We start from the raw sequence: 24,832 nt of genomic DNA on the forward strand, positions 1-24,832 counted from the left end.
TATTATTGGGTCATCTCTGGATTAACAAACTGCCAAAGCAGCTCGAATAAATCTGTTGCCAACATGCCGCGCGTTCCGCGCCGCGCCGCCACTGCGTCCGCCGCCGCGCCGTGCGCCACGCAGCCTGCGCAGGCCGCGTCGAACAGCGCCAGCTGCTGCCCCATCGTCGAGGCGATAATACCACTTAATACGTCGCCCATGCCGCCGGAGGCCATGCCGGCGTTGCCGACGTCAGCGAAGGCCATGTCGCCCTGCTCGCTGGCGATAAGGGTGCCGGCGCCTTTCAACACCGCGACCCCGCCATAGCGCGCCGCGAGTTTTTGCACGGCGAGCAGGCGATCGCTCTCGACTTCGCTGGTCTTAATGCCCAGCAGTCGCGCCGCTTCGCCTGGGTGCGGCGTAATGATGCGATTCTGACGTTTCTCCGCATTGATTGCCAGCAGGTTAAGCGCATCAGCGTCCCAAAGCATCGGCTTTTCACTGGCGGCGACCGCTTTCAGCGCATTCTGTCCCCATTCCCGTTGCCCCAGGCCCGGACCGATAGCGATTACGTCCGCCCACGCCAGTCCGCTTTGCAGGCTGGCGTCGGTCAGCTCGTCCACCATGATTTCCGGACGCGCCGTCAGTACCGGCGCAATATTATCGCGATGCGTCAGGACGCGCACCAGACCCGATCCGGCACGCAGCGCTGCTTCGGCGGTCATGCGAATCGCGCCGGCGGTGCCGGTGTCGCCGCCCACCACCAGCAGGCGGCCGTGGTTGCCCTTGTGCGAGGTAGGCTTGCGCGGCTTCAGCCAGCGCGAAAGCGAGGTGGCGTCGTAGCGCGCCATCGGCGCGTTTTCACCGGCGAGAAAAGCGCCCAGGCCGAGATCGGCATAGCGCAGCTCGCCGATAAGGTCGCGCGCTTTGCCGGTGATCTGGCCGGGCTTCAGCGCGACAACGCTCAGCGTCTGCGTCGCAACGATCGCCTCGCCCGGCGCACAGCCGGTCGCCGCCGACAGCCCCGACGGCATATCGATGGCCAGCACCGGCGCGGCATGGCCGTTCGCCTGTTTAATCAGGCTGAGGTAAGGTTCGGCGGGCGCGCGGCTGATGCCTGTGCCCAGCAGCGCGTCGACGATCAGATCGACCTGCTCCGGCCAGAGGGCGTCAGCGGCATGGATCTCGCCGCCCGCTTCCAGCCAGGCCGCGCGCGCGCGCTGCGCCTCGTCGGGCAACGGTTTATCGCCGTCGCACGCCAGCAGCGTGACCGCATAGCCCGCCGCCTGCGCCAGTCGTGCCGTAACGTAGCCGTCGCCGCCGTTATTGCCATGCCCGCAGAGAATCAGCCAGCTGCGCGCTTGCGGCCACTGCGCGCGCGCCAGCTCGAACGCCGCCTGCCCGGCGCGCTGCATCAGCTCATAAAGCGTAATGCCCAGCGCGTCGGCGCCGTCGCGCTCCAGCTGAGGCAGAGCCTGCGCAGGCCAGACGGAATATGGTAAACTGCGACCGTTCGCTTTCGATTCCTGGTTACTCATGTCATACCCTCTCGATCTTCATCAGCTTGCTCAACAGATTAAACAATGGGGCAAGGATCTCGGCTTCCAGCAGGTCGGCATCACCGACACCGATCTCAGCGCGGAAGAGCCGCGCCTGCAGGCGTGGCTGGACAAACAGTATCACGGCGAAATGGAGTGGATGGCGCGCCACGGCATGATGCGCGCGCGTCCGCATGAACTGCTGCCCGGCACGCTGCGCGTTATCAGCGTACGCATGAACTATCTTCCGGCCAAAGCCGCCTTTGCCAGCACGCTGAAAAACCCGCAGCTCGGCTATGTCAGCCGCTACGCTCTGGGACGCGATTACCACAAAGTATTGCGCAATCGCCTGAAAAAGCTTGGAGAAATGATTCAGGAAAAGTGCGGCGAGCTCAATTTCCGCCCCTTTGTGGATTCTGCGCCGCTGCTGGAACGACCGCTGGCGGCCAAAGCGGGCCTCGGCTGGACCGGTAAACACTCCCTGATCCTGAACCGCGAGGCGGGCTCATGGTTTTTCCTCGGCGAGCTGCTGATCGATCTGCCGCTGCCGATCGACGCGCCGCAGGAAGAGCAGTGCGGCCGCTGCGTCGCCTGCATGACCATCTGTCCGACCAACGCCATCGTCGAACCCTATGTGGTGGATGCGCGCCGCTGCATCTCCTATCTCACCATTGAGCTTGAGGGCGCCATTCCGGAAGCGCTACGCCCGCTGATGGGCAACCGCATTTACGGCTGCGACGACTGTCAGCTGATCTGCCCCTGGAATCGCTATGGGCAACTCAGCGACGAAACGGACTTCTCGCCTCGCGCCGCCCTGCATGCGCCGGAGCTAATGACGCTGTTCCAGTGGGATGAGAAAACCTTTTTACGCGTGACGGAAGGCTCGGCGATACGCCGCATCGGCCATCTGCGCTGGCTGCGCAATATCGCCGTGGCGCTAGGCAATGCGCCCTGGCGCGCTGAAATCGCGGGCGTGCTGGAGAGGCGGCTGGGCGAAAACCCGCTGCTTGACGAACATATTGAATGGGCGCTGCTTCAGCAGCAGGAAAAACGGCAGGCGCTGACGATTGACGTGCAGCCCGCGCAGCAAAAACGGCTAGTACGCGCGATAGAGAAGGGTTTGCCGCGTGACGCATGATTGACCAGCGGCGATCGCCAGCCACTTTTCCACAAGCTGTGTATAAAAATAAAAAGCTGTTGTCATTCAACTGACACAGAGCGCATCAGAGAAGGTTTTAACAAAATGAAATACCTTCACCACCTGTCAATTCAAGTAGTTAAGCGAATAATGTGTACAAATAAGAATGTGGATAGCATGCGGAGACAGAGAGAAAGTTGTGGATAACTCTGTTTAAAATAGTTTTACAGATCGCCCTGAGCAGCGGTGAAACTCGGCTGAGGTGCTGTGGATAACCTGATAAGCGCAGCGTGACGCGGCGATCGCCAACGGCCCAACTAAGCGAATGATTTTTAGTGATGTAAAATTTGGAGCGGGAAACGAGACTCGAACTCGCGACCCCGACCTTGGCAAGGTCGTGCTCTACCAACTGAGCTATTCCCGCACTGGAAAGGTACTGCTAAACAAATTTTGGAGCGGGAAACGAGACTCGAACTCGCGACCCCGACCTTGGCAAGGTCGTGCTCTACCAACTGAGCTATTCCCGCTTAGGAAAGGTACTGCTAATCAAATTTTGGAGCGGGAAACGAGACTCGAACTCGCGACCCCGACCTTGGCAAGGTCGTGCTCTACCAACTGAGCTATTCCCGCGCCTTGTACCGTCGTATAAATTCTTCATCGGTACGGGGTGCGCATTATACGAGAAATTGCTGCTGCTGCAAGAGTCTAAAAGCAAAATTTTGCGCTTTCGATTCGTTTGCCGATTAAAGCAGCAACCTGCTGTTTTCCTGCGCACCTTTTAAGGCTAAAGCTGCAAAAAGTGCTCGCGATAGTATGCCAGCTCGGCGACCGATTCGCGAATATCATCCAGCGCCTGATGCGTGCCCGCCTTTTTGAAGCCTGGCAGAATTTCCGGCTTCCAGCGACGCGCCAGCTCTTTTAAGGTGCTGACGTCGAGATAGCGATAGTGGAAGTAGGCTTCCAGCTCTGGCATGTATTTGAAAAGAAAACGGCGATCCTGGCCAATGCTGTTGCCGCAAATCGGCGAGCTGTTAGCAGGCACCCACTGCTTAAGGAATTCAATGGTCGCCAGTTCGGCGCGGCGATCGTCGAACTCGCTGGCTTTTACGCGCTCCACCAGCCCGCTCGCGGTATGGGTGCGCACGTTCCAGTCGTCCATCAGCGCCAGCTGGGCGTCGGACTGATGCACCGCCATTACCGGCCCTTCCGCCAGAATATTGAGATTCGCGTCGGTCACCAGCGTGGCAATCTCGATAATGCGGTCGCGCTCCGGATCCAGTCCGGTCATCTCCAGATCGATCCAAATCAGATTATTTTCATTTCCTGTCGCCATGCTTTTTCCCGCCGTAGCCGTAGTCGTCATCAAGAGTGAATAAGGTGTATCATAGACGTTTTGCCCAACCGGGCGAAGTCTGACGAAAGCCTGAGAGGATGCGTGAGCAAAAATAAACTGTCGAAAGGTCAACAACGTCGCGTCAGCGCTAACCATCAGCGTCGTCTGAGCCAGCGCGATGCGCCGGAAGCTGACGACAATCTGTTCGGTGAAGCGGCGGAAGGCGTCGTGATCAGCCGTTTCGGCATGCACGCAGACGTCGAAGACCGCGCGGGCGAGGTGCATCGCTGCAACCTGCGCCGCACTATCCGTTCGCTGGTGACCGGCGACCGCGTCGTCTGGCGCCCGGCGCTCGGCGGCGGCAAAGGCATCGTCGAAGCGGTGCACGAACGCAGCAGCGTGCTGACGCGTCCCGACTATTACGACGGGCTGAAGCCGATCGCCGCCAATATCGACCAGATCATTATCGTTTCGGCGATTTTGCCTGAGCTGTCGCTTAATATTATCGACCGCTATCTGGTGGCGAGCGAAACCCTGGGCATCGAACCGCTGCTGGTGCTGAACAAGACCGACCTGCTGGATGACAAGGCGCGCGCCTTCGTTGACCAGCAGATGGATATTTATCGCCGTATCGGCTATCGCGTGCTGATGGTCTCCAGTCATGCCAAAGCGGGCCTGGCGGATCTCGAAGCGGCCCTGACCGATCGCATCAGCATCTTCGCCGGACAGTCCGGCGTCGGCAAGTCGAGCCTGCTGAACGCCCTGCTCGGCCTGGACGCGGCGGTGGAAACTGCCATCGTCACTAACGACGTCTCTGACGTTTCCGGGCTGGGCCAGCACACCACCACCGCGTCGCGCCTGTACCACTTTCCTCACGGCGGCGACGTGATCGATTCGCCGGGGGTGCGCGAGTTCGGCTTATGGCATCTTGAGCCGGAACAAATTACCCGCGGATTTGTCGAATTTCGTGAATTTCTCGGCGGTTGTAAGTTCCGCGACTGTAAGCACGGCAGCGATCCCGGCTGCGCTATTCGCGCCGCCGTCGAAGCGGGCCAGATAGACATTTCACGCTTCGACAACTATCACCGTATTCTGGAGAGTATGGCGCAGGTGAAAACGCGCAAGAATTTCTCCTCCAGCGAGTGATGCTCGCTGCTTACCGCGGCATTGACCCTGCATCGCCTCTGTAACGGAAGGGATCACGGGGAAATTCGCCATCTGACCGGGGCGCTGATATGATTCGCCCCCTTTTTGATTGACGCGAAACAAAGCCAGGAGGCTAAGGTGTTTGATCGTGTAAAACTCGGCCTGAATCATGTACTGCCGAAAAAATGGTTAACGGAACTTGCCGGTTGGGGTGCCAGCCGTCGTGGCGGCTGGTTGACCAAACTGGTGATTGATATCTTCGTCTGGTTCTACAAAGTGGATATGTCGGAAGCGCGAAAGTCCGATACCGCCAGCTATCGCACCTTTAACGACTTCTTTGTTCGCCCGTTGAAAGATGACGCGCGTCCGGTCGATCCCGACGCCAACCTGATCGTGCTGCCCGCCGACGGCGCCATCAGCCAGCTGGGCCGCATCGAAGGCGACCAGATTTTCCAGGCGAAAGGCCATCACTATACGCTCGACGCGCTTCTGGCGGGTCAGGAAGCGATGGCGGCGCAGTTCCGCGACGGCCATTTCGTCACCACTTACCTTGCGCCGCGCGACTACCACCGCGTGCATATGCCGTGCAACGGCATCCTGCGCGAGATGATCTACGTGCCGGGCGATCTCTACTCGGTCAACCCGCTGACGGCGCGCAATATCCCGAATTTGTTCGCGCGCAACGAACGCGTTATCTGCTATTTCGATACCGATATCGGTCCGATGGTGCAGATCCTCGTGGGCGCCACTATCGTCGGCAGCATCGAAACCAGCTGGGCCGGCACCATTACGCCGCCGCGCGAAGGCGTGATCAAACGCTGGCACTATCCGGCTGCGGATAGCGAAGGCGCCGTTGTGCTGCTGAAAGGCCAGGAGATGGGCCGCTTTAAGCTCGGATCCACCGTGATCAATCTGTTCGCGCCGGGACGCGTGAAGCTGGCAGAAAGCCTGGAAGCCGAAAGCAAGACTCGCCTCGGCCAACCGCTGGCTATCGCGCTGCCGCAGACCGACCCCGTCGACGTTATCGCCGACTAACCGCTGAGAGTGTTTTTGCTGTGCGATCGTTTCTCATCCTGCTGCTGAGCCTCTGGCTCAGCACCTCAGCGCTGGCGGCCACCATGCCGGACGCCAGCCAACTTAAACAGGCGCTGGACGAGGCGAAAGCGGCAAAAAGCTCTCCCGCGCAGGCGGAGCAGGTGCAGTCTCTTGAGGCTGCCCTTAACTATCTTTCCGAACGCGATGCGTCGCTGGAGCGCGCAAAGCAGTATCAGCAGGTCATCGACGACTTCCCCCGCCTCGCGCGCGAGCTGCGCCAGCAAATCACCTCGCTAGACGACGGCAGCAAAAGCGTGCGCAGCACCAGCAGCATGAGCAGCGCTCAGCTCGATCAGGAAATCCTGCAGGTCAGCAGCCAGCTGCTGGAAGAGGGCCGCCAGGCGCAGCAGGAGCAGGACCGCGCACGCGAGATCAGCGACTCGCTGTCGCAGCTTCCTCAGCAGCAAACCGACGCGCGTCGCGCGATGACCGAGAGCGATCGTCGCGTTCAGAGCGGCTCCGCCGCCGCGTCGCCGCAGAGTCAGGCGCAGCTGTGGGCGCGCCAGGCGGAAAACGCGGTCAATAAAGCGCGCGTGGACGAGCTGGAGCTGGCGCAGCTCTCCGCCAATAATCGTCAGGAGCTGGCGCGCATGCGCGCCGATCTGCATCAGCGCAAAGCGGCGCAGCTCGACAACTATCTGCAGGCGCTGCGCAATCAGTTAAACGAACAGCGCCAGCGCGAGGCGGAACTGGCGCTGGCGCGTACCGAGCAGCTGGCGGAAAACAGCGGCGACCTGCCGCCCGTTATCAGCGATCAGTTCCGCGTTAACCGCGACCTTTCCGCCGCACTGAACCAGCAGGCGCAGCGTATGGATCTGGTGGCCTCTCAGCAGCGGCTGGCGACCAATCAGATTATCCAGGTGCGTCAGGCGCTGGGCACCCTGCGCGAACAGTCACAGTGGCTCGGCGCCTCCAATCTGCTGGGCGAAGCGCTGCGCGCGCAGGTGGCGCGCCTGCCTGATATGCCCAAGTCGCAGCAGATCGACAACGAAATGGCGCAGCTGCGCGTGCAGCGCCTGCGCTACGAGGATCTGCTGCAGCAGCAGGAGACGCTGCGCAAAGCGCATCAGCCCGACGGAAAGCCCTTCAGCGCCGAACAGCGTCGTATTCTGGACGCGCAGCTAAAAACCCAGCGCGAGCTGCTTAATTCGCTGATCTCCGGCTGCGATACGCTGATCCTTGAGATTACCAAGCTCAAGGTCGCCAACACCCAGCTGCAGGATGCGCTGACCGACGTGAAAGACGCCACCCACCGCTACCTGTTCTGGACGGCGGACATCAGCCCGATCGGCCTGAACTATCCGGTGGAAGTGGCGCGGGATCTGTCGCGCCTGCTGTCGCTCGATACCCTGGGCCAGTTAGGCAAAGCGCTGGCGATGATGGTCACCAGCCGCGAGACCGTGCTGCCCTTGATCGGCGCGGTGCTGCTGGTCGGCTTCAGCCTCAGAACGCGCCGTCACTTCAACGCCTTTCTGGCGCGCTCGGCGAGCAAGGTAGGCAAAGTGACGCAGGATCGCTTTCGTCTGACGGTGCGCACCGTTTTCTGGTCGATTCTGGTGGCGCTGCCGCTGCCGGTGCTCTGGGCGGCGCTCGGCTATGGGCTGCAGCACGCCTGGCCCTACCCTATCGCGGTGGCGTTCGGCGACGGCATTACGGCGACGCTGCCGCTGCTGTGGGCCTTTATGATCAGCGCCGCGTTCGCCCGGCCGAACGGCCTGTTTGTCGTGCATTTTCGCTGGCCGCAAACCCGCGTAGCGCGCGCGACACGCTACTACTCGCTGACCATCGGCCTGATCGTCCCGCTGATTATGCTGCTGATCGCCTTCGCCAATATGGAGGATCGCCAGTTTTCCGCTTCGCTTGGTCGACTCTGCTTTATTCTGATCTGCGGCGCGCTGTCGATCGTTACCGTGAGCCTGAAGCGCGCCGGCATCCCGCTCTATCTGGATAAAGAGGGCAACGGTGAGAATCTGGTGAACCGCGTGCTGTGGAACCTGATGATCGCCATTCCGCTGGCGGCCGCCCTCGCCTCGATGATCGGCTACCTGGCGACCGCGCAGGCGCTGCTGGCGCGGCTGGAGACCTCTGTCGCCATCTGGTTCCTGCTGCTGGTGATCTACCACATTATCCGTCGCTGGATGCTGATCCAGCGTCGGCGCATCGCCTTTGACCGCGCGCGTCAGCGCCGTGCCGATATGCTGGCCAACCGCGCGCGTCACGAAGACGAGAAAGAATCCGCCGCGCAAAACGGCGAGGTCGAGGTAGATGAGCCGATTATCGACCTCGACGCCATCAGCGCGCAGTCGCTGCGGCTGGTGCGCTCGATCCTTACCCTGATTGCGCTGGTGTCGGTGATCGTGCTCTGGTCGGAGATTCATTCCGCCTTCGGCTTTCTCGAGAATATTCGACTGTGGGACGTCAGCACCACGGTACAGGGCGTTGAGAGCATTCAGCCTATTACGCTGGGCTCGGTGCTGATTGCGATTCTGGTGTTGATTATCACCACCCAGCTGGTGCGCAATATGCCTGCGCTGCTGGAGCTGGCGCTGCTGCAGCACCTTAATCTGACGCCCGGCACCGGTTACGCCATTACCACGCTGACCAAATATGTGCTGATGCTGGTCGGCGGCCTGATCGGCTTCTCGATGATCGGCATCGAGTGGTCGAAGCTGCAGTGGCTGGTCGCCGCGCTCGGTGTAGGACTCGGTTTTGGCCTGCAGGAGATTTTCGCCAACTTTATTTCCGGCCTGATTATCCTGTTCGAAAAGCCGATCCGTATCGGCGATACCGTCACCATCCGCGATTTGACCGGCAGCATTACGCGCATCAATACGCGCGCCACCACCATTATCGACTGGGACCGCAAAGAGATTATCGTACCGAACAAGGCCTTTATTACCGAGCAGTTCGTCAACTGGTCGCTTTCCGACTCGGTGACGCGCGTGGTGCTGACGATTCCTGCGCCCGCGCATGTGGACAGCGAAGAGGTGACGACGGTGCTGAGGCAGGCATGCGAACGCTGCAGCTATGTGCTGGACGTGCCGGCGCCGGATGTCTTCCTGGTCGATCTGCAGCAGGGCATTCAGCTGTTTGAGCTGCGTATTCACGCGGCAGAGATGGGCCACCGCATGCCGCTGCGTCACGAGCTGCATCAGCTGATTCTGAAAGGCTTTGCCGAGCACGGTATCGAAATGCCCTTCCCGCCTTTCCAGGTGCGTATGGAGACGCTGGGCAAGAAGACGCCAGCCAGCAACGGCGCGCCGGCAGCGCGCACCTTTAAGTCTGGCGGTCTGTAGCGCGGCGGTGAAGGGGTAAAGGCGCGTAATGAAGGGAAGTGGAAAGCGGTTCGCATGCTGCAGAGGCCCGTTAAGTCGGGCCTCGTCAGCGGTGAAAAGAGTCTGAACGCAGCGCTTACTGCTTCACGAACTCCTCGCCCTGCGCGATATCTTTTTTCAGCGTCTCCAGCATGCCGTTTAACGCCTGCTGTTCAAAATCGCTCAGCGCGCCGATAGCACGTCGCTCGGCGATGCCGTTCTTGCCCAGCAGCAGCGGCTGCGAGAAGAAGCGGGCGTACTGGCCGTCGCCCTCTGCGTAAGCGCACTCCACCACGTTCGCCTCTCCCTGAAGCGCGCGCACCAGGGAGAGGCCGAATCGCGCCGCGGCCTGTCCCATCGACAGCGTCGCGGATCCGCCACCCGCTTTGGCTTCGACCACTTCCGTCCCGGCATTCTGGATACGATTCGTCAGGCTGGCGACCTCGTCGGCGCTAAAACTTACGCCTTTCACCTGCGACAGCAGCGGCAGAATAGTGACCCCGGAGTGGCCGCCGATTACCGGCACCTCAACCTCGTCTGGCTGCTTGCCTTTTAGTTCGGCAACAAAGGTATTGGCGCGGATAATATCCAGCGTAGTGACGCCGAACAGGCGATTTTTGTCATAGACGCCGTGCTTTTTCAGCACCTCGGCGGCAATTGCCACCGTGGTATTGACCGGGTTGGTAATAATGCCAATAAGCGCTTTCGGCGCGGTTTGCGCAACCTGCTCGATCAGGTTGCGCACGATGCCTGCGTTAACGTTAAAAAGATCGGCGCGATCCATACCTGGCTTACGCGCTACGCCCGCCGAGATCAGGATGACGTCCGCACCGTGCAGTGCAGGCGTCGCGTCTTCGCCGCTAAAGCCCTGGATTTTGACTGCGGTAGGAATATGGCTGAGATCCACCGCCACGCCGGGCGTCACCGGCGCGATATCATAGAGCGAGAGTTCGGAACCCGCAGGAAGCTGGGTTTTTAACAGAAGGGCGAGCGCCTGACCGATTCCGCCAGCAGCGCCAAGAACGGCAACTTTCATTCTGTACTCCTTATTAAGGTGGGGCAGAGTAGAGCCGAATTTCCATCTGTGTCCAGACCTGAATCAACTTCTCAGACGATGACAAACCCACTGTTCATTATGCGTGCAACAGCACTTAATCTTTTGGGTTGCTACTTTGTCAGCACAACGCGCCTGAATGACCGACAACGATGTCGATGGCAGATAGAGCACGGCCGTGATAGCTATCCATATGACACCTCAATTGTATAACAATTCTGCAACCTTCGCTTTTCTCGCTCTAGCGTCATTTTGGTCTGCGCAAAAAATTTTGTTATCATTGCCGCCCGCAACCCGCGGCGCCTGCCTTTTTTATCGACTAATTGCATAAAAATTCATTCATATGCATAATAATGTATCTGCCGTCGGCGGGCGTTCGGCATTTTTCTTTACTGGTAGCTTATGCGAAACCCATCTAAGCAAGACGAATTGATTAAAGCGTTTAAAGCCTTGTTAAAACAAGAGAAATTCAGCTCTCAAGGCGAGATTGTACAGGCGCTGCAGGAGGAAGGCTTCGACAATATCAATCAGTCGAAGGTATCTCGTATGCTGACTAAATTCGGCGCGGTACGCACGCGTAACGCCAAAATGGAGATGGTTTACTGTCTGCCGGCGGAACTGGGTGTCCCCACCACCACCAGCCCGTTAAAAAATCTGGTGCTGGATATCGACTATAACGATGCGCTGATCGTGATTCGCACCAGTCCTGGCGCAGCGCAGCTGATTGCCCGTCTGCTTGACTCGCTAGGCAAAGCGGAAGGCATTCTTGGGACCATTGCCGGCGACGATACGATATTTATTACGCCCGCGCGCGCGTTTACGGTCAAAAAGCTGCATAGCGCGCTTCTCACGGTGTTTGAACAAGAGCTTTAACTCGCTTCTTTGTGACCGGCAGTGGCGCTGCCGGTCGCCTCGCCTGTTCCGTCAGCCCTCTCATTTCCCGTCATTTGCTGCTTATTCAGTCCGTTAACTTATTCTATTTCCGACTGACGCCCTGACCGTCTATGGCCATACGCTTCTGCCTGCTTAACCTTTTGCGCTATTTTACGCTGCTTTACACCACATGATTAGCGAGAACACCCAGATCTAAATCAATAACCAGCCACATTCACCACATCCTTTCGCACAAAAAGTTAAAGTCGCTTAATGCACTGTTTTTAATCGAGTTTACAGCGTAATGCATGTTTTTTAATCAATTTTTATAACCAGAAAGAATAAAAAAGAGTCATAAGGATAAAGAATCACAAAAAACATTATTAGGCGGGTATTAATTTCATACGTTATTAGTTCTATACTTCTTTTCGTGATGCAAATCACATCAAACAAAAAGACAAAAACAGACGACGAGGAAATAAATATGAAGATTAAAACTACTATCGCAACCCTGAGCATTCTATCTGCTCTGTCATTCGGCGCTTCTGCAGCAGAATCCATTAACGCGCAGCAGGCGCAAAACCTGCAGTCTATCGGCTCAGTAAGCGTAAGCGGCGTGGCCGGTTCTCCAATGCAGATCAAAGAAGAGCTGAACGCGAAGGCAGAACAGAAAGGCGCCAGCGCCTACCGCGTAATAGAGGCTTATAACAACGGCAACTACCACGCTACCGCCGAGCTGTATAAATAAGCGCGCTAGCCAGACGTCGTTGGACGGGCGACCTTATTGAAGCGCGCATTGCGCATCGGGTGGCCTTATCGATGAATTCAGGAGAGTAGACCATGAAAACCAAATCCCTTATCGCTTTAGCCACGCTGACCGCCGCGTTGTCGTTCGGCGCCAGCGCTGCCAGTCTGGTATCGAATCAACAGGCCGAAACGCTGCAGCCGCTGAACCAGACCATTAGCATCAGCGGTCATGACGGCGATCAGACCAATATCCGTCAGGCGCTTTCTCAGAAGGCCGACGCGCAGGGCGCAAGCCACTACCGCATCATTGAGAACAACCAGGACGACACCTATCACGTCACGGCTGAGCTCTATAAATAATTAACCGATCGGGCGCCCACGCGACGCCTGCTATATCGACGACCCGCATCATGATGTCAACCGCAGGTTGTTGATTGTAATGAGGAGACGAAAAATGAAAATCAAAACAACCATCGCAACCGCTAGCCTGCTTTCCGTAATCGCATTTGGCGCTCAGGCAGCGCAGCTGATTACCGGCGATCAGGCGCAGAACATGCAGCCTGCGGGGACAGTGACAATCAGTGGTACCGCGGGCTCGCCGATGGATTACCGCGCGCAGCTTTCGCAGAAAGCCGATGAACAAGGCGCCAGCGCCTATAAAGTGATCGAAGCGCGCACCGGCGACAGCTACCACTTCACTGCTGAACTCTATAAGTAATTCCTCGTCAACGACTGCTGACGAACCCTTTGGCCCCGCTTGTCGGGGCCCTTTTTGCTGGGTTACCTGACATTAAAGCGGAGCTGGCCTTCCAGCTCCTCTTCCGCCTCGTCAAATAACAGGATCAGCGCGCCATAGCGCCGTTTCTGCCCCTTTCCCAGATTGATAAATTCAATTTCCAGCGGCATCGGCAGCTCTTCGCCGGTGAGTACGTCCCACAACGCATCCAGATCGCCAATACGATAAAGGTCCAGGGCGAAGCGCTCGCTGAACTGGCGGAAAAAATGCGACTGGTCGACGATCTCGTCAAAGTCGAAACGCTCGGTTTTCATAGTGAAGGCTCCTGTCCTTCCTCACCGGGCGGCGCGAGGCCGCCCGAAGGTTAGCTTTCGCTCAGACCGCCGATATGCAGCGCCTTGACCTCCAGATACTCCTCCAGGCCGAGCACCGAACCTTCGCGCCCCAGCCCCGACTCTTTTACGCCGCCAAACGGCGCCAGCTCGGTCGATACCGCGCATTCGTTGATGCCGATCATGCCGCTTTCCAGCGCGGCGGAGACGCGAAAGACGCGCTGCAGGTTCTGCGTATAGAAATACGCCGCAAGGCCGAACTCGGTGTCGTTGGCGCGACGGATAACCTCCTGCTCGTCGCTAAAGCGGAAGCAGGCCGCGACCGGGCCGAAGGTCTCTTCCCGTGCCAGCTTCATCTCTTCGTGCGCGTCGGCGATCACCGTCGGCTGCCAAAAGTTGCCGCCCAGCGCATGTCGTTCGCCGCCGGTGACGATCCGTCCGCCTTTTGCCCTCGCGTCCTTGACGTGCTCTTCCACTTTATCCACCGCGGAAGCTTCGATCAGCGGGCCTACGACCACGCCCTCTTCTACGCCATTGCCGACCTTGAGCTTTTTCACTTCTTCAGCCAGCTGGTTAACAAAACGGTCGTACACGGCGTCGTGGATATAGAAGCGGTTGACGCTGACGCAGACCTGGCCGGCATTGCGGAATTTATTGGCGATGGCGCCTTTAACCGCCGCGTCGATATCCGCATCCTCAAAAACGATGTAGGGCGCATTGCCCCCCAGCTCCATCGACACCTTTTTCATGGTGTCGGCGGCGTTCCGCACCAGCGTTTTGCCAACCGCAGTCGAGCCGGTGAAGGAAATTTTGCGTACCGCCTTGCTGGCCATAATCGCATCGCTGATGGCGTGGGTATCGCCGGCCACCGCGTTAAGCACGCCGTCCGGTACGCCCGCTTTTTTCGCCAGCGCCAGCAGCGCAAAAGCGCTCAGCGGCGTGTTGTTTGCCGGCTTAATAATGCCGGTGCAGCCTGCCGCCAGCGCGGGCCCGAGCTTGCGCGTCAGCATCGCCATGGGAAAGTTCCACGGCGTGATCGCGGCAACGACGCCGATCGGCTCGCGCGTGGCGAGAATGCGCGAGCCGGGTTTGGCCGGCGGAATGATTTCGCCGTTAGCGCGCTTCGCCTGCTCGGCGAACCACTGAATAAAGCTGGCGGCGTATTCCACCTCGCCTTCCGCCTCTTTCAAAGGTTTGCCCTGTTCGGCAGTCATCAGCTGCGCCAGCCAGGCTTTGTTGTCTATCATCAGCTGATACCAGCGATAGAGGATCTCGGAGCGCGCTTTGGCGGTCTGCGCGCGCCAGGCGGGAAAAGCGCGCTCGGCGGCGGCGATCGCCTGTTCGGTTTCGGCTTTGCCCGCCTTCGCCACGGCGGCCAGCACTTCGCCGGTCGCAGGGTTCAACACATCAAAGGTGGCGGCGGCGCGATGCCATTCGCCATCGGCCAGATAGCCGGTCTGAAAAAACTCGCTGTCGTGCAGTGGGGTCGTCATGGGGTCGCTCCTGTCAGTTTCTCTTCCTGTCAGAAAAGTATAGATGGCAAAAGCGAGGGTTTTAGGGAAGGCGTGGCGCTGGAGCGGCCGCTGCGCCGGGCAGCGGCCAGATTCAGATTTGGATGAGGGTGTTCTGGTATTTGCTGAGCATATCGGCAAGGCGCTTCACCGGCTCGGTGACGCTGAGCGGCGCATCGTACTGCACCAGCTTCTGCTGATAGACCTCAAACTCCGCCAGCAGCTGTTCAAAGTAGTGGCGCCGTTTCTCATCGCTGCGCGCTGAAATCACGCGATCCGCCGTAGCGCGCAGCTGGCGATGGAAGGCCGACAGGTCGGCGTTGACCGGCACGTCCGCACTGCGCAGCCGCTGATGGCCGATAATCAGCGTCAGCGCGATGCGATATTTGTCGATATCGCCGGGAAACAGGTTTAGCAGCATAAACAGCTGTTGATAGAGCGCGGGAAGATGGTTTTCGCGACGGCGCGCCTGGTTGGTGGTCAGCGCCGATACCGCGGCATACATAAAGCGGTTCAGCAGCTTGCGTCCGGTGCGCGCTTTCGATTTGTCGCGAATAAGCAGGATGACCATCAGAGCGACGAAAGCGCCGATCATTTGCCCCAGCACGTTGTCGATGAACACGCTCAGGTGGAAGGTCATGGGATTATCCAGCACCAGCACGTTGATAGTACCGGCCAGCGCACCAAGGGTGCCTAGCTGACGACGCTGTATCAGGATGCCGCTAATGAAGCCGAGCAGGCCGATGGCGATGCAGAGCAGCAGCACGCTCTGCTGGGTGCTGGGCAGCAGGTACATAAAATAGAACGAGCTCAGCGGCACCGCAAAAATCATCCCGTAGAAAAAATCCTTCGCCATCATCAGCGGATTCGGCACGCGCATCGCCAGCGCGGTGATCACCGCCAGCATCACCATACAGCCGCTGCCGGAGGTCCAGCCGGTATAGAGCCAGAACAGCGAGCCGAGGGCCGTGGCGACAAAGGTGCGGATGCCGTTAATCATCGCGTGGTGGGTTTCAGCGGAGCGCGCCTGGATAACGATTTCGCGCTCGAGAATGCCCTCTTCCAGCGTCGTGATGCGGCTGTTGCTTTTAATCCCTTTCAGCAGCAGCAGATATTCCGTCGCCGCGCCGACCCAGCTCGCCAGCGTCACTGGCGCCTTGCCCTCTTCGCTGGCGCCAATTACCCGGCGCATCACCTTCATGCGCCGATGCACATCGGCAACGCTTTCCACCTTCTTCTCGATCAGCAGACGATACTGCGACGGAATATATTCCGGGCGCGAATTCTGAATGAGGAAGGTTTCCGCCGCCTGGGTAATCATGGTCAGCGACAGCGTGTTGAGCATCTGCAGCCGGCGGTTGGCGTTTTGCCAGCGCGACGACTCCATCATCAGCTGGCCGCGCATGGTGCCGAGCGCCGAGGTACGGCGCACCAGCGTGCTCCACGCCTTGTCGACCTCCTCTTTGTCTTCATGCGCCACGCAGAGCTGCAGCAGGCGATAATGCGCCACCAGCAGCGAATCGACTTCGCTGTCGATGACCTTTTTAATGGAGCGCGGCGAAAAGAGCATATCCGCCAGAATGGCGCAGAGTATGCCGAGCACAATTTCGCTGCAACGTTCGACCGCAAACTGCGGCACCAGCGTCAGGCCATTGTTGGCGTCGGCGGTCACCACGATAATCAGCGCGGTATAGCCCGCCAGCCCCAGCGCATAGGAGTTTTCCACCTTGATCAGCGAGGAGAGCCAGACGCAGACGCCCGCCCATATGCAGCAGAGCAGCAGCATCACCACCGGCGCGCGCACCGTGGCGATCATAATGGTCAACGCGGCGATACAGCCGATGAAGGTGCCGATAATACGCAGCACGCCGCGATAGCGCAGCGCGCCGGAGTAGGGATCGCCGCCGGCGACGAAAGCGGTGCCGCCCGCGACGATGCCGGCGGTCATCACCGCCCAGCGAGGCGTTTCAAGGTTAAGATGAAAGCCGATCATCAGCGCCGCCACCAGCGCGAAGGTCAGCTTGATCGGGAAACGCAGGAACTCGATCATATCGGCCCCGCTTAACCAAACTCACGCAGGCGATTGAAGAGACGCGACATCGGCGACACCTGCGTATCGGCGCGATCGCTTTGGCCGGTAATCACCACGGTCGCGGTGGTGCCCGCCGGGAAGCGATTGCCGGGCTGCCGATCGAGACGAATGCGCACCGGCACGCGCTGCGCCAGGCGTACCCACTCGAGGTTGGAGTCCACGGTCGCCATGCCTTTGCTGTCGACCGAGCTGCTGCTGTTGGTGACGCCAGCGGCGACGCTGTCGACGGTGCCGCGCAGCACCACGTTGCTGCCCAGCGGCGTCACTTCCGCGCGATAGCCCGGCTCGACGCCGTGCAGCTTGGTCTCTTCCAGATAGGCCAGCACGTAGAAAGAGTGCTGCTGCACCAGCGCCACCGCGACGGAGCCGCGGGTGATGAACTCGCCTTCATAGACGTTGAGGTTGGTTACCCAGCCGTCGGACGGCGCAGTGATGGCGGTGCGATCCAGATCGATCTTCGCCAGATCGCGCGTGGCGATCGATTTCGCCAGCTGATGTTCCGTGGTCTGCAGATCGTTGTTCGCCTGGTCGATCGCTTCGCGCGACATCGCCGAGGTGCCCAGCTGATTGCGGCGCGCCGCCTCACGACGTTTTTCGCTGACCAGCGCCTGATAGTACTCGACGTCGGCCTGCGCCTGATCCAGCGCTTTTTGATAGCGCGGTCGATCCACGACAAAAAGGGTATCGCCCTTTTTCACCAGCTGGTTGTCATGCACTGGCACGTCGGTAATCAGCCCCGTCACGTCCGGCGAAATCGCCACGACATCCGCCGCGAATTTGGCGTCGCGCGTCCATGGCGACTCGGTGTAAAACACCCAGGCGCGAAAGATGATAACAACAGCGATGATAACCAGCAGGATAGTAATCGCGTAACGCGCGATTTTTCTTATTAGCGATTTCACTTAAACCTCAGACGAATAGACGGGATACCAGGTAAAACACACAGCAGTAAAGCGCCGTGTTAAAAAGCGCCGGATGCCACACGAGATCGTAGATACCGCTTGGCGTCAGCAGCCGTTTCACCAACCAGAACAGCATTAGCGAGACGACTAATTCAATGAAGATGGGCGGGAAAGAGAGCCCAAATACGACAAAAACCGGAAGCACACTCATCAGGGATCCTTAGTACGACCTTGCCGGGATGATCCTTAGCCTGCCCGGCTGCAAGCCGCAACGGCTGGGTGGCGGATGACAGCATCCGAACCACTGCTGAGTAAATAATAGCGTATCATCGGGCGGCAACAGACGTTTTGCAGCAGGTCGGCTTAACCCTTCCCGGGCAAAAGCGAATCACCGGGGAATACCCGGGCGCGCATATAGTAACGCGCCTGACTATACGTTTTCTACAGAATGTGAGCTAAATCACTTTTTAACCAGAGTAAACAATGGAACGACTGAAAGGCATGTCAATTTTCGCCAAAGTGGTTGAATTAGGTTCTTTTACCGCCGCCGCACGCCAGCTTCACCTCAGCGTTTCGTCTATCAGTCAGATTGTGGCGAAACTGGAAGATGAGCTACAGGTTAAGCTGTTGAACCGCAGCACGCGCAGTATCGGCCTGACCGAGGCGGGCAGAATTTATTATCAGGGCTGCCGCCGCATGCTGGCTGAGGCCACGCAGGTGCACGAGCAGCTCTACGCGTTCAATAATACGCCGGTCGGCACGCTGCGCATCGGCAGCTCCTCTACCATGGCGCAAAACGTCCTTGCTGAAATGACCAGCAATATGCTGCGCGAGTATCCTGGCCTGAGCGTGAATCTGGTGGCGGGCATTCCGGCGCCGGATCTGATCGCTGACGGGCTCGATTTAGTGATTCGCGTGGGCGCGCTGAAGGACTCCAGCCTTTTTTCCCGCCGCCTCGGCGCAATGCCGATGGTGGTGTGCGCGGCGAAAAGCTATCTGCAGCAGCACGGCGCCCCGGAGAAGCCGGCCGACGTCGATAACTTCGCCTGGCTTGAGTACAGCGTGCGTCCCGATAACAATTTCGAGCTGATCGCGCCTGAAGGACTGGTTTCGCGTCTCTCGCCCCAGGGCCGTTTCGTCACCAACGATTCGCTGACGCTGATCCGCTGGCTCAAGGCTGGCTGCGGCATCGCCTATGTGCCGATGATGTGGGTGATTGAGGAGATTAACGCAGGGGAGATCGATATTCTTTTCCCGCAGTATCAGTCCGACCCGCGTCCGGTTTATGCGCTTTATACCGAAAAGGATAAGCTGCCGCTGAAGGTGCAGGTGTGCATCGACTATCTGACGGAGTATTTCCAGCAGGTGGCGGAGCAGTATCAGCAGCATCGCGCCAGCTAACGGCCTGCGCCGCGCCCAGCGATTGAAAGCGCCAGGTCCGGCATCCTTGCCAGAGGCGCGTGCGGGGCGCGTAGCCCTGCGCGCGCTGTCAGCGAGGGCCGACGATCAGGCGGTGCCGCCGACGGTGAGTTTATCCAGCTTCAGCGTCGGCTGGCCGACGCCGACCGGCACGCTCTGCCCCTCTTTGCCGCACACGCCCACGCCTTTATCCAGCGCCAGATCGTTGCCGACCATAGAGATTTGCTGCATCGCCTCAATGCCGGAACCGATCAGCGTGGCGCCTTTCACCGGCTTCGTCACCTTGCCGTTCTCAATCAGATAGGCCTCTGAGGTCGAGAAGACAAATTTGCCGGAGGTAATGTCGACCTGGCCGCCGCCGAAGTTAGGCGCGTAGATGCCATACTCGACGCTTTCGATAATCTCCTGCGGCGTCGATTTGCCCGCGAGCATATAGGTGTTGGTCATGCGCGGCATCGGCAGATGCGCATAGGATTCGCGGCGGCCGTTGCCGGTCGGCGCGACGCCCATCAGACGCGCGTTGAGCTTGTCTTGCATATAGCCTTTCAGCACGCCGTTTTCGATCAGCACGTTGTACTGGCCCGGCACGCCTTCGTCATCCACCGCCAGCGAACCGCGCAGCCCTTCGAGGGTGCCGTCGTCCACCACGGTGCAGAGCTCGGACGCCACCAGCTGGCCCATCTTGCCGCTGAATACCGAGGTCTCGCGGCGGTTGAAGTCGCCTTCCAGACCATGGCCGACCGCTTCGTGCAACAGTACGCCCGGCCAGCCTGCGCCCAGCACCACCGGCAGCGTGCCCGCCGGCGCGGCGACGGCGGAAAGATTGACCAGCGCCATACGCACCGCCTCTTTCGCCCAGGCGTCGGCGCGCACGTCGCCGTTTTCATCGGCGAGGAAGAATTCGTAGCCGACGCGCGCGCCGCCGCCGCTGGCGCCGCGTTCGCGTTTGCCGTTATCCTCTACCAGCACGCTGACGGAGAGGCGCACCAGCGGACGCACGTCCGTTGCCAGCGTGCCGTCGGTCGCCGCCACCAGCACCTGCTCGTAAACGCCGCTCAGGCTGGCGTTGACCTCCTGCACGCGCGGGTCTGCGGCGCGCGCCACTTTGTCCACGCGCTGCAGCAGGGCGATTTTATCTTCGCGCGTCAGGCTGTCGAGCGGATTAAGCGGCTGATAGAGCGCGCGATGCATAACGTTGGAAAGGGTATGCGCCTTGCCGTTACCCTGCTCGCGCACGATGCTGCGAGCCGCTTCCGCCGACTGGCGCAGCGCGTTCAGGGTAATCTGGTCCGCATAGGCGAAACCGGTTTTTTCGCCGCTGACGGCGCGCACGCCGACGCCCTGGTCGATATGCCAGGAGCCGTCTTTGATAATTTTGTCTTCCAGCACCCAGGATTCATGGAAGCTGGACTGAAAATAGAGGTCGGCATAATCCAGACGACGTTCTGAAAGCTGCCCTAACAGGGAAAACAGGTCCTGCTGATTAATATTGTTAGCAGTTAGCAACTGCTCACTTACCAGGTTCAGAGTCATCGTATCTCGCTCGTTTTATGCTCAGATAATGAGGGTGTGACACTCATTGTGCGTCAGGACCTGACGGCCCTGCGCTAATAACGTCAGATTTTACTAGCCTGCGGCAATTCCCCGGCGGCGTCAAATTCACTTCTTCTCTTCTTCGCGCGGTTTGCGCAGCACTTCATTGATTTGCGGCTTATCCAGCGGGCCGTCGATGTGATAGCGCAGCAGCGAGATCTTATTCCACAGCGGGCCCAGCACCTTACTCGCTGCGAAGACCGCCGCGCCCACGACCGGGTTAATCACAAAGGCGGTCGCTACGCCGACCGAAGCGGAGATTTCGGGCGCGACCACCGCCTCCATATCGATATTGCGCTTCACTAAATCGACCTTGCCCTGCATAGCGATATCCGCTTCAAGGCCATCCACCAGCAGGTTATCGGTGCGCATCACGCCGTTTTCAATCCACGCGGTGCCGTTGATCGAGTCGAAGTAGAAGCCGTCGTTATTAAATGTATCGTTAAAATCGAGACGCAGCTTGCGCAGCAGCGCATCGAAGCTCACCAGGCGCAGCAGCTGTCCCGCCGCGCCGGTATTGACGTCGGCGATCTGCCCTTTGCCGAAGTGGGTTTTAAGCGTGCCGCTCAGCGTCTCTTCCGAAGGCTGCCACGGCGCCGAGCGCCAGTGCAGATCGTAATCAACCTTAAACGAGGCGTCGCGCAGCGGCGTATTGACGCCAAACCAGTTGGTGGCGTTGTTGATATTGCTGCCGCTTAGCGAACCCTTCAGCGAGGTGCGCGGGGCGTCGGGGCTGTTGACCCATTCGCCGGCGACCTTGAGACGCGAGCTGCCGGTATCCACCAGCCCGTTAGTAAGTGCTAACGTATCACCTTTCGGCGCGACCTGCGCCTGAATGCGTCCGAACTTCTGCCCCCGCAGCCAGCATTCGGCGCAGCTCAGCTGCAGCGCGGGCCAACGGCTAAAATCGATTTTACTCGCCTGCTGCTGCTGGCGCGCCGCGCTGCTGTCGCCGCCGCTTTGCCATTCGGGATTGTAATAGAGGTAGTCGAGGGCGACGCGCCATGCGGCGTTTTGCGCCATCGCCAGCGTGCCGCGAATTTCGCGCCCTGTGATGCTGACGTTGCTGCTGCCCTTAGCCCCTTGCTCCAGCGTCGCGTCGATATCATGCCACTGCTGCCCGGCCAGGGTGACCGACGGCGTGCGCAAGGTAACGTCGCCCGGCAGGGCCACGCCGCCCATTTCGCTCGCGCCGCCGCCCTGAGCGGCACCGCCCGCCATCATCAGTCCGGCCCAGGCTTCCCCATCCAGCGCAGGCAGATTCAATACCATGCCCGCGCGATCGGGCAAGGCGGGTTTGCTGCGCGCATCGTTCAGCCAGACGCCGCGCTCGACGCGCAGCTGCGGCTCAAGAAGCCAGCGGCTGTTGAAGCGATGGCGGTTCGCCACGCTGCCGCTGAGTTCGAACTGTTTCAGATCGCCGCTGGCGCTGACCGCGATGGGCATCGCTTCGCCGCCAGCCTTGTTGAGCGGAGCCGGTAAGCGACTGCTTACTTCTTTCGCATCGCCTTTCAACTCCACGTCATAGCGCGCTCCGCCCTGATGCGGCAGCGTAATGTCAACCTTGCCCTGCCAGGGCAGATGGCCGCTAAGCTGGCTGGCGATCTGCGCGGGCACCTGCGACAGCTTCGCCGGCTGCCAGTCGCCGTCGAGCCGGATGTTGACGCCGAAGTCCTGCGGATTCTCTTTGGTGCTAAAGCTGACGCTGACCGGCTGACCGAACCAGTTCGCGCGCAGCGTATCGCTGTCCAGATTGCCGTTATTAAAGCGGAAACGGCCGGTGAGGTTTTCCAGGGTAGTGTCGAGCGGCTTAATATGCAAAGCGTTACCGTTGAGATCGACGTTGCCGCTGGCGTGCACCAGCTCGCCGTCGAGCGGAATATCAAGCTTCAGGTGCCCCTGAGTTTTTCCCTTTATCTCCAGCTGCTCCAGCGCTGCGCCCAGCGATGTTTTCAGCGGCGTATCCTGGAAATAGCGCGCGATCTGATCGCCGTTGCCGCTGATATCGCCGTCGATCAGCAGTTTCTCTTTCAGATAGTCCGGGATGACCGCGCTAAAATTGCTGACGTCTACTTCCCCCAGCCTGAAGCGCGGCGCCCGCATCCAAAGCCCGTCGTTGATAAAGTCGAGATCGATATCGAGCTGCGTCACGTCAGGCCAGTTGGGCTGAAACGCGTAGGTTCCGTGACGCAGCGGCACCCATACCTGAAACATGCCGTCGTTGTGACTGAAGGGGAACAGTTTCGGATTGCCGGCGAAGAGCAGCGTAGCGTTGTCAACCTGGCCGCCTTTGATAGCGCCGCTCAGATAGTGCGTTAGCGCCTTGCCCATCAGGGGCTGCGGAAAGTAGCGCCAGGCGTCTCCCGCATCAGTGACGCGGATGCCGGCGAGAATGTCGAGGCGCGGCTCGCGCCCGAGATTTTGCTGATAGCGGAAATCGCCGCGCGCCCAGAGCGATCGCGCCTGCACATCAAGATCGCGACCGTCGAGCGTTAATCCGTTCGCGTCGCGCAGCCAGCTTAGTGAGCCGTGCAGCTTGTGGATCTCCAGCGGCGCGTTGAACATAGCGCTATAGGCTACATCGGTGCGGCCCATTTCAACCTTGACCTGCCCATGGCTCAGACTGCCGCGCGCCTCGCCGCTCAGGTTGCTGACGCCCGGCAGCAGCTGCCAGGGCTGCCAGCGGAAGTCGCGCCATTTGACCTGCATCCGCGTCTGATCCGGCTGTTCCAGCGGAACATCCAGCGCCAGCCCTTCGATGGTGCCCTGCGGCTGCAGCGCGCGCCAGTTTTCGAACAGCGAGGGCGACAGCGGCGCGAAGAGCGGTACCAGCGGCGCGATGCGGTTCAGCGCCAGCTGCGTCGCCCTGACACGCACTTCGCCCTGATGTTCAGGGCCGAGCAGCTGTTTATCCTGCGGACGCCACAGCAGCGCGAAGTGCCCTGCCGGCCATGCCTCGCCGTCGGTGCTGAGGCGCGTCTGCGGCACGCTGACCATCCAGCCGTTTTGATAGCGCGAGAGATGCGCGGTCAGACCGTCGACCTGCAGATGATGCGCGCCCTCTTCGCTCTGCCAGTCCGCGCCGCCCTTGCGCAGCAGCAGATCGCCTGCGTAAAGCTCGCCTTCGCGCAGGCTAACCCAGGCCGCCAGGCTGAAACGCGCGCTGTCGAGCCGCGTGTTGTCGCGCATCCAGCGCCCCAGCCACGGCCGCACGTCGACGTCGTCCGCCTGCATCCAGATGCGACCGTCGTTGAGTAAGCCTTCGCTATCGTTTAAGTCGAGCCGCACTTGCACCACGCCGTGCTGGCCGGTAAAGCTGGAGAGGCTCACCTCGCCTTCCGCACGATGGCGATTCTTCTCGTTCAGCCAGGTGAGTTTCGGTATCGCCAGCTCTGCGCGCTGGCCGGAAGGGGTACGAAAAAAGATCGAGCTGTCGCGCAGGTCGAAGTGGTCGAACTGACGCAGGAAAAGTTCATTGATGCGGCCAGGCCTGAAGCTGTTTTTCTCTTTATCGCTGGAGAAAAGCGGACGGTTGCTGTCGAGGCGCAGCTGCCAGAAGGTGAGATCGCGAAACTGCCAACGCCAGTGAAGCAGCGACTGCCAGACATCAAGCGCCAGCGTGACGCGCGCGATATCGAGCCTGCCGTTCTCCTGCATATCGACGCGCAGATCGCGGATCTGCAGAGTCGGCCCGAAGGTTTCCCAGCGGCCGCTCAGCGCGTCGGCGGTTACGCTGACGCCGCTGGCGCGCGATACCGTCGACAGGATTTCGCTACGGTAGCTGTCGAGGTGCGGCATCGCCAGACGCAGCCCGCTGACCAGCAGCGCCACGATCACAATCGCGGTCGCGACCAGCAGTAACATAATCCTCGGCAGCTGCCTCACACACCTCTCCTTGTCTTCCGTATTGGACGGATGGTTATCTCTCATACTCAACCGTCGCCAGACAATCAGCGGTATGAATGCGCATTTTAACCTAAGCAAGGCCGCTTTTTTAGCCCGTCGACGAGGGATTTGCCGGAAGCGAGGG

19 protein-coding genes and 3 tRNA genes are annotated in these 24,832 nt (G+C 59.7%); 9 read left to right on the plus strand and 13 right to left on the minus strand.

Going from position 1 to position 24,832, the window contains the following annotated elements:
• Positions 1 to 2: 2 nt before the first annotated feature.
• Positions 3 to 1,517 carry a bifunctional ADP-dependent NAD(P)H-hydrate dehydratase/NAD(P)H-hydrate epimerase gene (nnr, locus tag HA46_RS06415; protein WP_084883045.1) on the minus strand — a complete coding sequence of 505 codons (1,515 nt, stop codon included), beginning with the start codon at positions 1,515 to 1,517 and terminating at the stop codon, positions 3 to 5.
• Between nnr and queG the strand changes: the two genes are divergently transcribed.
• A complete protein-coding gene (queG, locus tag HA46_RS06420) occupies positions 1,516 to 2,655 on the plus strand; it encodes a tRNA epoxyqueuosine(34) reductase QueG (RefSeq protein WP_084883048.1) in 1,140 nt (379 codons plus the stop codon). The genes nnr and queG overlap by 2 nt on opposite strands.
• A gap of 348 nt (positions 2,656 to 3,003) precedes the next feature.
• On the opposite strand, the gene HA46_RS06425 is transcribed toward queG, so the two are convergent.
• The 4 genes from HA46_RS06425 to orn form a co-directional block, all read right to left on the minus strand.
• A tRNA-Gly gene (locus tag HA46_RS06425) sits at positions 3,004 to 3,079 on the minus strand.
• A 27-nt stretch (positions 3,080 to 3,106) separates the two neighbouring features.
• Positions 3,107 to 3,182 (minus strand) — tRNA-Gly (locus HA46_RS06430).
• Positions 3,183 to 3,209: 27 nt separating this feature from the next.
• A tRNA-Gly gene (locus HA46_RS06435) sits at positions 3,210 to 3,285 on the minus strand.
• A gap of 154 nt (positions 3,286 to 3,439) precedes the next feature.
• Positions 3,440 to 3,988 (minus strand): oligoribonuclease, encoded by a 549-nt coding sequence (orn, locus tag HA46_RS06440; RefSeq protein WP_033792359.1) that lies wholly within the window; start codon positions 3,986 to 3,988, stop codon positions 3,440 to 3,442.
• 102 nt (positions 3,989 to 4,090) lie between these two features.
• On the opposite strand from orn, the gene rsgA reads away from it, so the two are divergent.
• From rsgA to mscM, 3 genes are all read left to right on the plus strand, one after another.
• On the plus strand, positions 4,091 to 5,134 hold the full coding sequence (gene rsgA, locus HA46_RS06445; protein ID WP_033792360.1) for a small ribosomal subunit biogenesis GTPase RsgA: 1,044 nt from the start codon (positions 4,091 to 4,093) through the stop codon (positions 5,132 to 5,134).
• A 138-nt stretch (positions 5,135 to 5,272) separates the two neighbouring features.
• Entirely contained in the window at positions 5,273 to 6,169 is an 897-nt protein-coding gene (gene asd, locus HA46_RS06450) for an archaetidylserine decarboxylase (RefSeq protein WP_033754823.1), read from the plus strand.
• 20 nt (positions 6,170 to 6,189) lie between these two features.
• Positions 6,190 to 9,525, plus strand: coding sequence for a miniconductance mechanosensitive channel MscM (gene mscM / locus HA46_RS06455; RefSeq protein WP_084883051.1), 3,336 nt, complete (start codon positions 6,190 to 6,192; stop codon positions 9,523 to 9,525).
• Between the two features lie 115 nt (positions 9,526 to 9,640).
• Here mscM and mdh read toward each other — a convergent pair whose 3' ends face one another.
• Positions 9,641 to 10,579, minus strand: a complete 939-nt coding sequence (mdh, locus tag HA46_RS06460) for a malate dehydrogenase (protein WP_084883054.1) — start codon at positions 10,577 to 10,579, stop codon at positions 9,641 to 9,643.
• A gap of 420 nt (positions 10,580 to 10,999) precedes the next feature.
• On the opposite strand from mdh, the gene argR reads away from it, so the two are divergent.
• The 4 genes from argR (at position 11,000) to yhcN (HA46_RS06480) (ending at position 12,935) form a co-directional block, all read left to right on the plus strand.
• Positions 11,000 to 11,470 (plus strand): transcriptional regulator ArgR, encoded by a 471-nt coding sequence (argR, locus tag HA46_RS06465; protein WP_033792363.1) that lies wholly within the window; start codon positions 11,000 to 11,002, stop codon positions 11,468 to 11,470.
• A 484-nt stretch (positions 11,471 to 11,954) separates the two neighbouring features.
• Positions 11,955 to 12,218 carry a peroxide/acid stress response protein YhcN gene (yhcN, locus tag HA46_RS06470; RefSeq protein ID WP_033792364.1) on the plus strand — a complete coding sequence of 88 codons (264 nt, stop codon included), beginning with the start codon at positions 11,955 to 11,957 and terminating at the stop codon, positions 12,216 to 12,218.
• Positions 12,219 to 12,310: 92 nt separating this feature from the next.
• Positions 12,311 to 12,577 carry a YdgH/BhsA/McbA-like domain containing protein gene (locus HA46_RS06475; RefSeq protein WP_033792365.1) on the plus strand — a complete coding sequence of 89 codons (267 nt, stop codon included), beginning with the start codon at positions 12,311 to 12,313 and terminating at the stop codon, positions 12,575 to 12,577.
• Between the two features lie 94 nt (positions 12,578 to 12,671).
• Complete coding sequence (yhcN, locus tag HA46_RS06480) at positions 12,672 to 12,935, plus strand: peroxide/acid stress response protein YhcN (RefSeq protein ID WP_033792366.1); 264 nt, start codon at positions 12,672 to 12,674, stop codon at positions 12,933 to 12,935.
• A 62-nt stretch (positions 12,936 to 12,997) separates the two neighbouring features.
• Here yhcN (HA46_RS06480) and HA46_RS06485 read toward each other — a convergent pair whose 3' ends face one another.
• From HA46_RS06485 to aaeX, 5 genes are all read right to left on the minus strand, one after another.
• Positions 12,998 to 13,267, minus strand: coding sequence for a barstar family protein (locus HA46_RS06485; RefSeq protein WP_033792367.1), 270 nt, complete (start codon positions 13,265 to 13,267; stop codon positions 12,998 to 13,000).
• A gap of 50 nt (positions 13,268 to 13,317) precedes the next feature.
• Positions 13,318 to 14,778, minus strand: a complete 1,461-nt coding sequence (locus HA46_RS06490; protein ID WP_084883057.1) for an NAD-dependent succinate-semialdehyde dehydrogenase — start codon at positions 14,776 to 14,778, stop codon at positions 13,318 to 13,320.
• 112 nt (positions 14,779 to 14,890) lie between these two features.
• Positions 14,891 to 16,846, minus strand: a complete 1,956-nt coding sequence (gene aaeB, locus HA46_RS06495; protein ID WP_084883060.1) for a p-hydroxybenzoic acid efflux pump subunit AaeB — start codon at positions 16,844 to 16,846, stop codon at positions 14,891 to 14,893.
• Positions 16,847 to 16,857: 11 nt separating this feature from the next.
• Positions 16,858 to 17,790, minus strand: coding sequence for a p-hydroxybenzoic acid efflux pump subunit AaeA (gene aaeA / locus HA46_RS06500; RefSeq protein ID WP_033792370.1), 933 nt, complete (start codon positions 17,788 to 17,790; stop codon positions 16,858 to 16,860).
• Between the two features lie 7 nt (positions 17,791 to 17,797).
• The gene (gene aaeX / locus HA46_RS06505) at positions 17,798 to 18,001 is read right to left on the minus strand and encodes a p-hydroxybenzoic acid efflux pump operon protein AaeX (RefSeq protein ID WP_033792371.1); all 204 of its coding nucleotides are present in this window, start codon (positions 17,999 to 18,001) and stop codon (positions 17,798 to 17,800) included.
• A gap of 272 nt (positions 18,002 to 18,273) precedes the next feature.
• On the opposite strand from aaeX, the gene aaeR reads away from it, so the two are divergent.
• Positions 18,274 to 19,191 carry an HTH-type transcriptional activator AaeR gene (gene aaeR, locus HA46_RS06510; protein WP_033792372.1) on the plus strand — a complete coding sequence of 306 codons (918 nt, stop codon included), beginning with the start codon at positions 18,274 to 18,276 and terminating at the stop codon, positions 19,189 to 19,191.
• Positions 19,192 to 19,296: 105 nt separating this feature from the next.
• On the opposite strand, the gene tldD is transcribed toward aaeR, so the two are convergent.
• Together tldD and yhdP are read right to left on the minus strand one after the other, a co-directional pair.
• Positions 19,297 to 20,742 carry a metalloprotease TldD gene (gene tldD / locus HA46_RS06515; protein WP_033792373.1) on the minus strand — a complete coding sequence of 482 codons (1,446 nt, stop codon included), beginning with the start codon at positions 20,740 to 20,742 and terminating at the stop codon, positions 19,297 to 19,299.
• Positions 20,743 to 20,868: 126 nt separating this feature from the next.
• Positions 20,869 to 24,687 carry an AsmA2 domain-containing protein YhdP gene (yhdP, locus tag HA46_RS06520; protein ID WP_084883063.1) on the minus strand — a complete coding sequence of 1,273 codons (3,819 nt, stop codon included), beginning with the start codon at positions 24,685 to 24,687 and terminating at the stop codon, positions 20,869 to 20,871.
• Positions 24,688 to 24,832 lie beyond the last annotated feature (145 nt).

The organism is Pantoea septica, from assembly GCF_002095575.1.
Taxonomy (GTDB): Bacteria; Pseudomonadota; Gammaproteobacteria; order Enterobacterales; family Enterobacteriaceae; genus Pantoea; species Pantoea septica.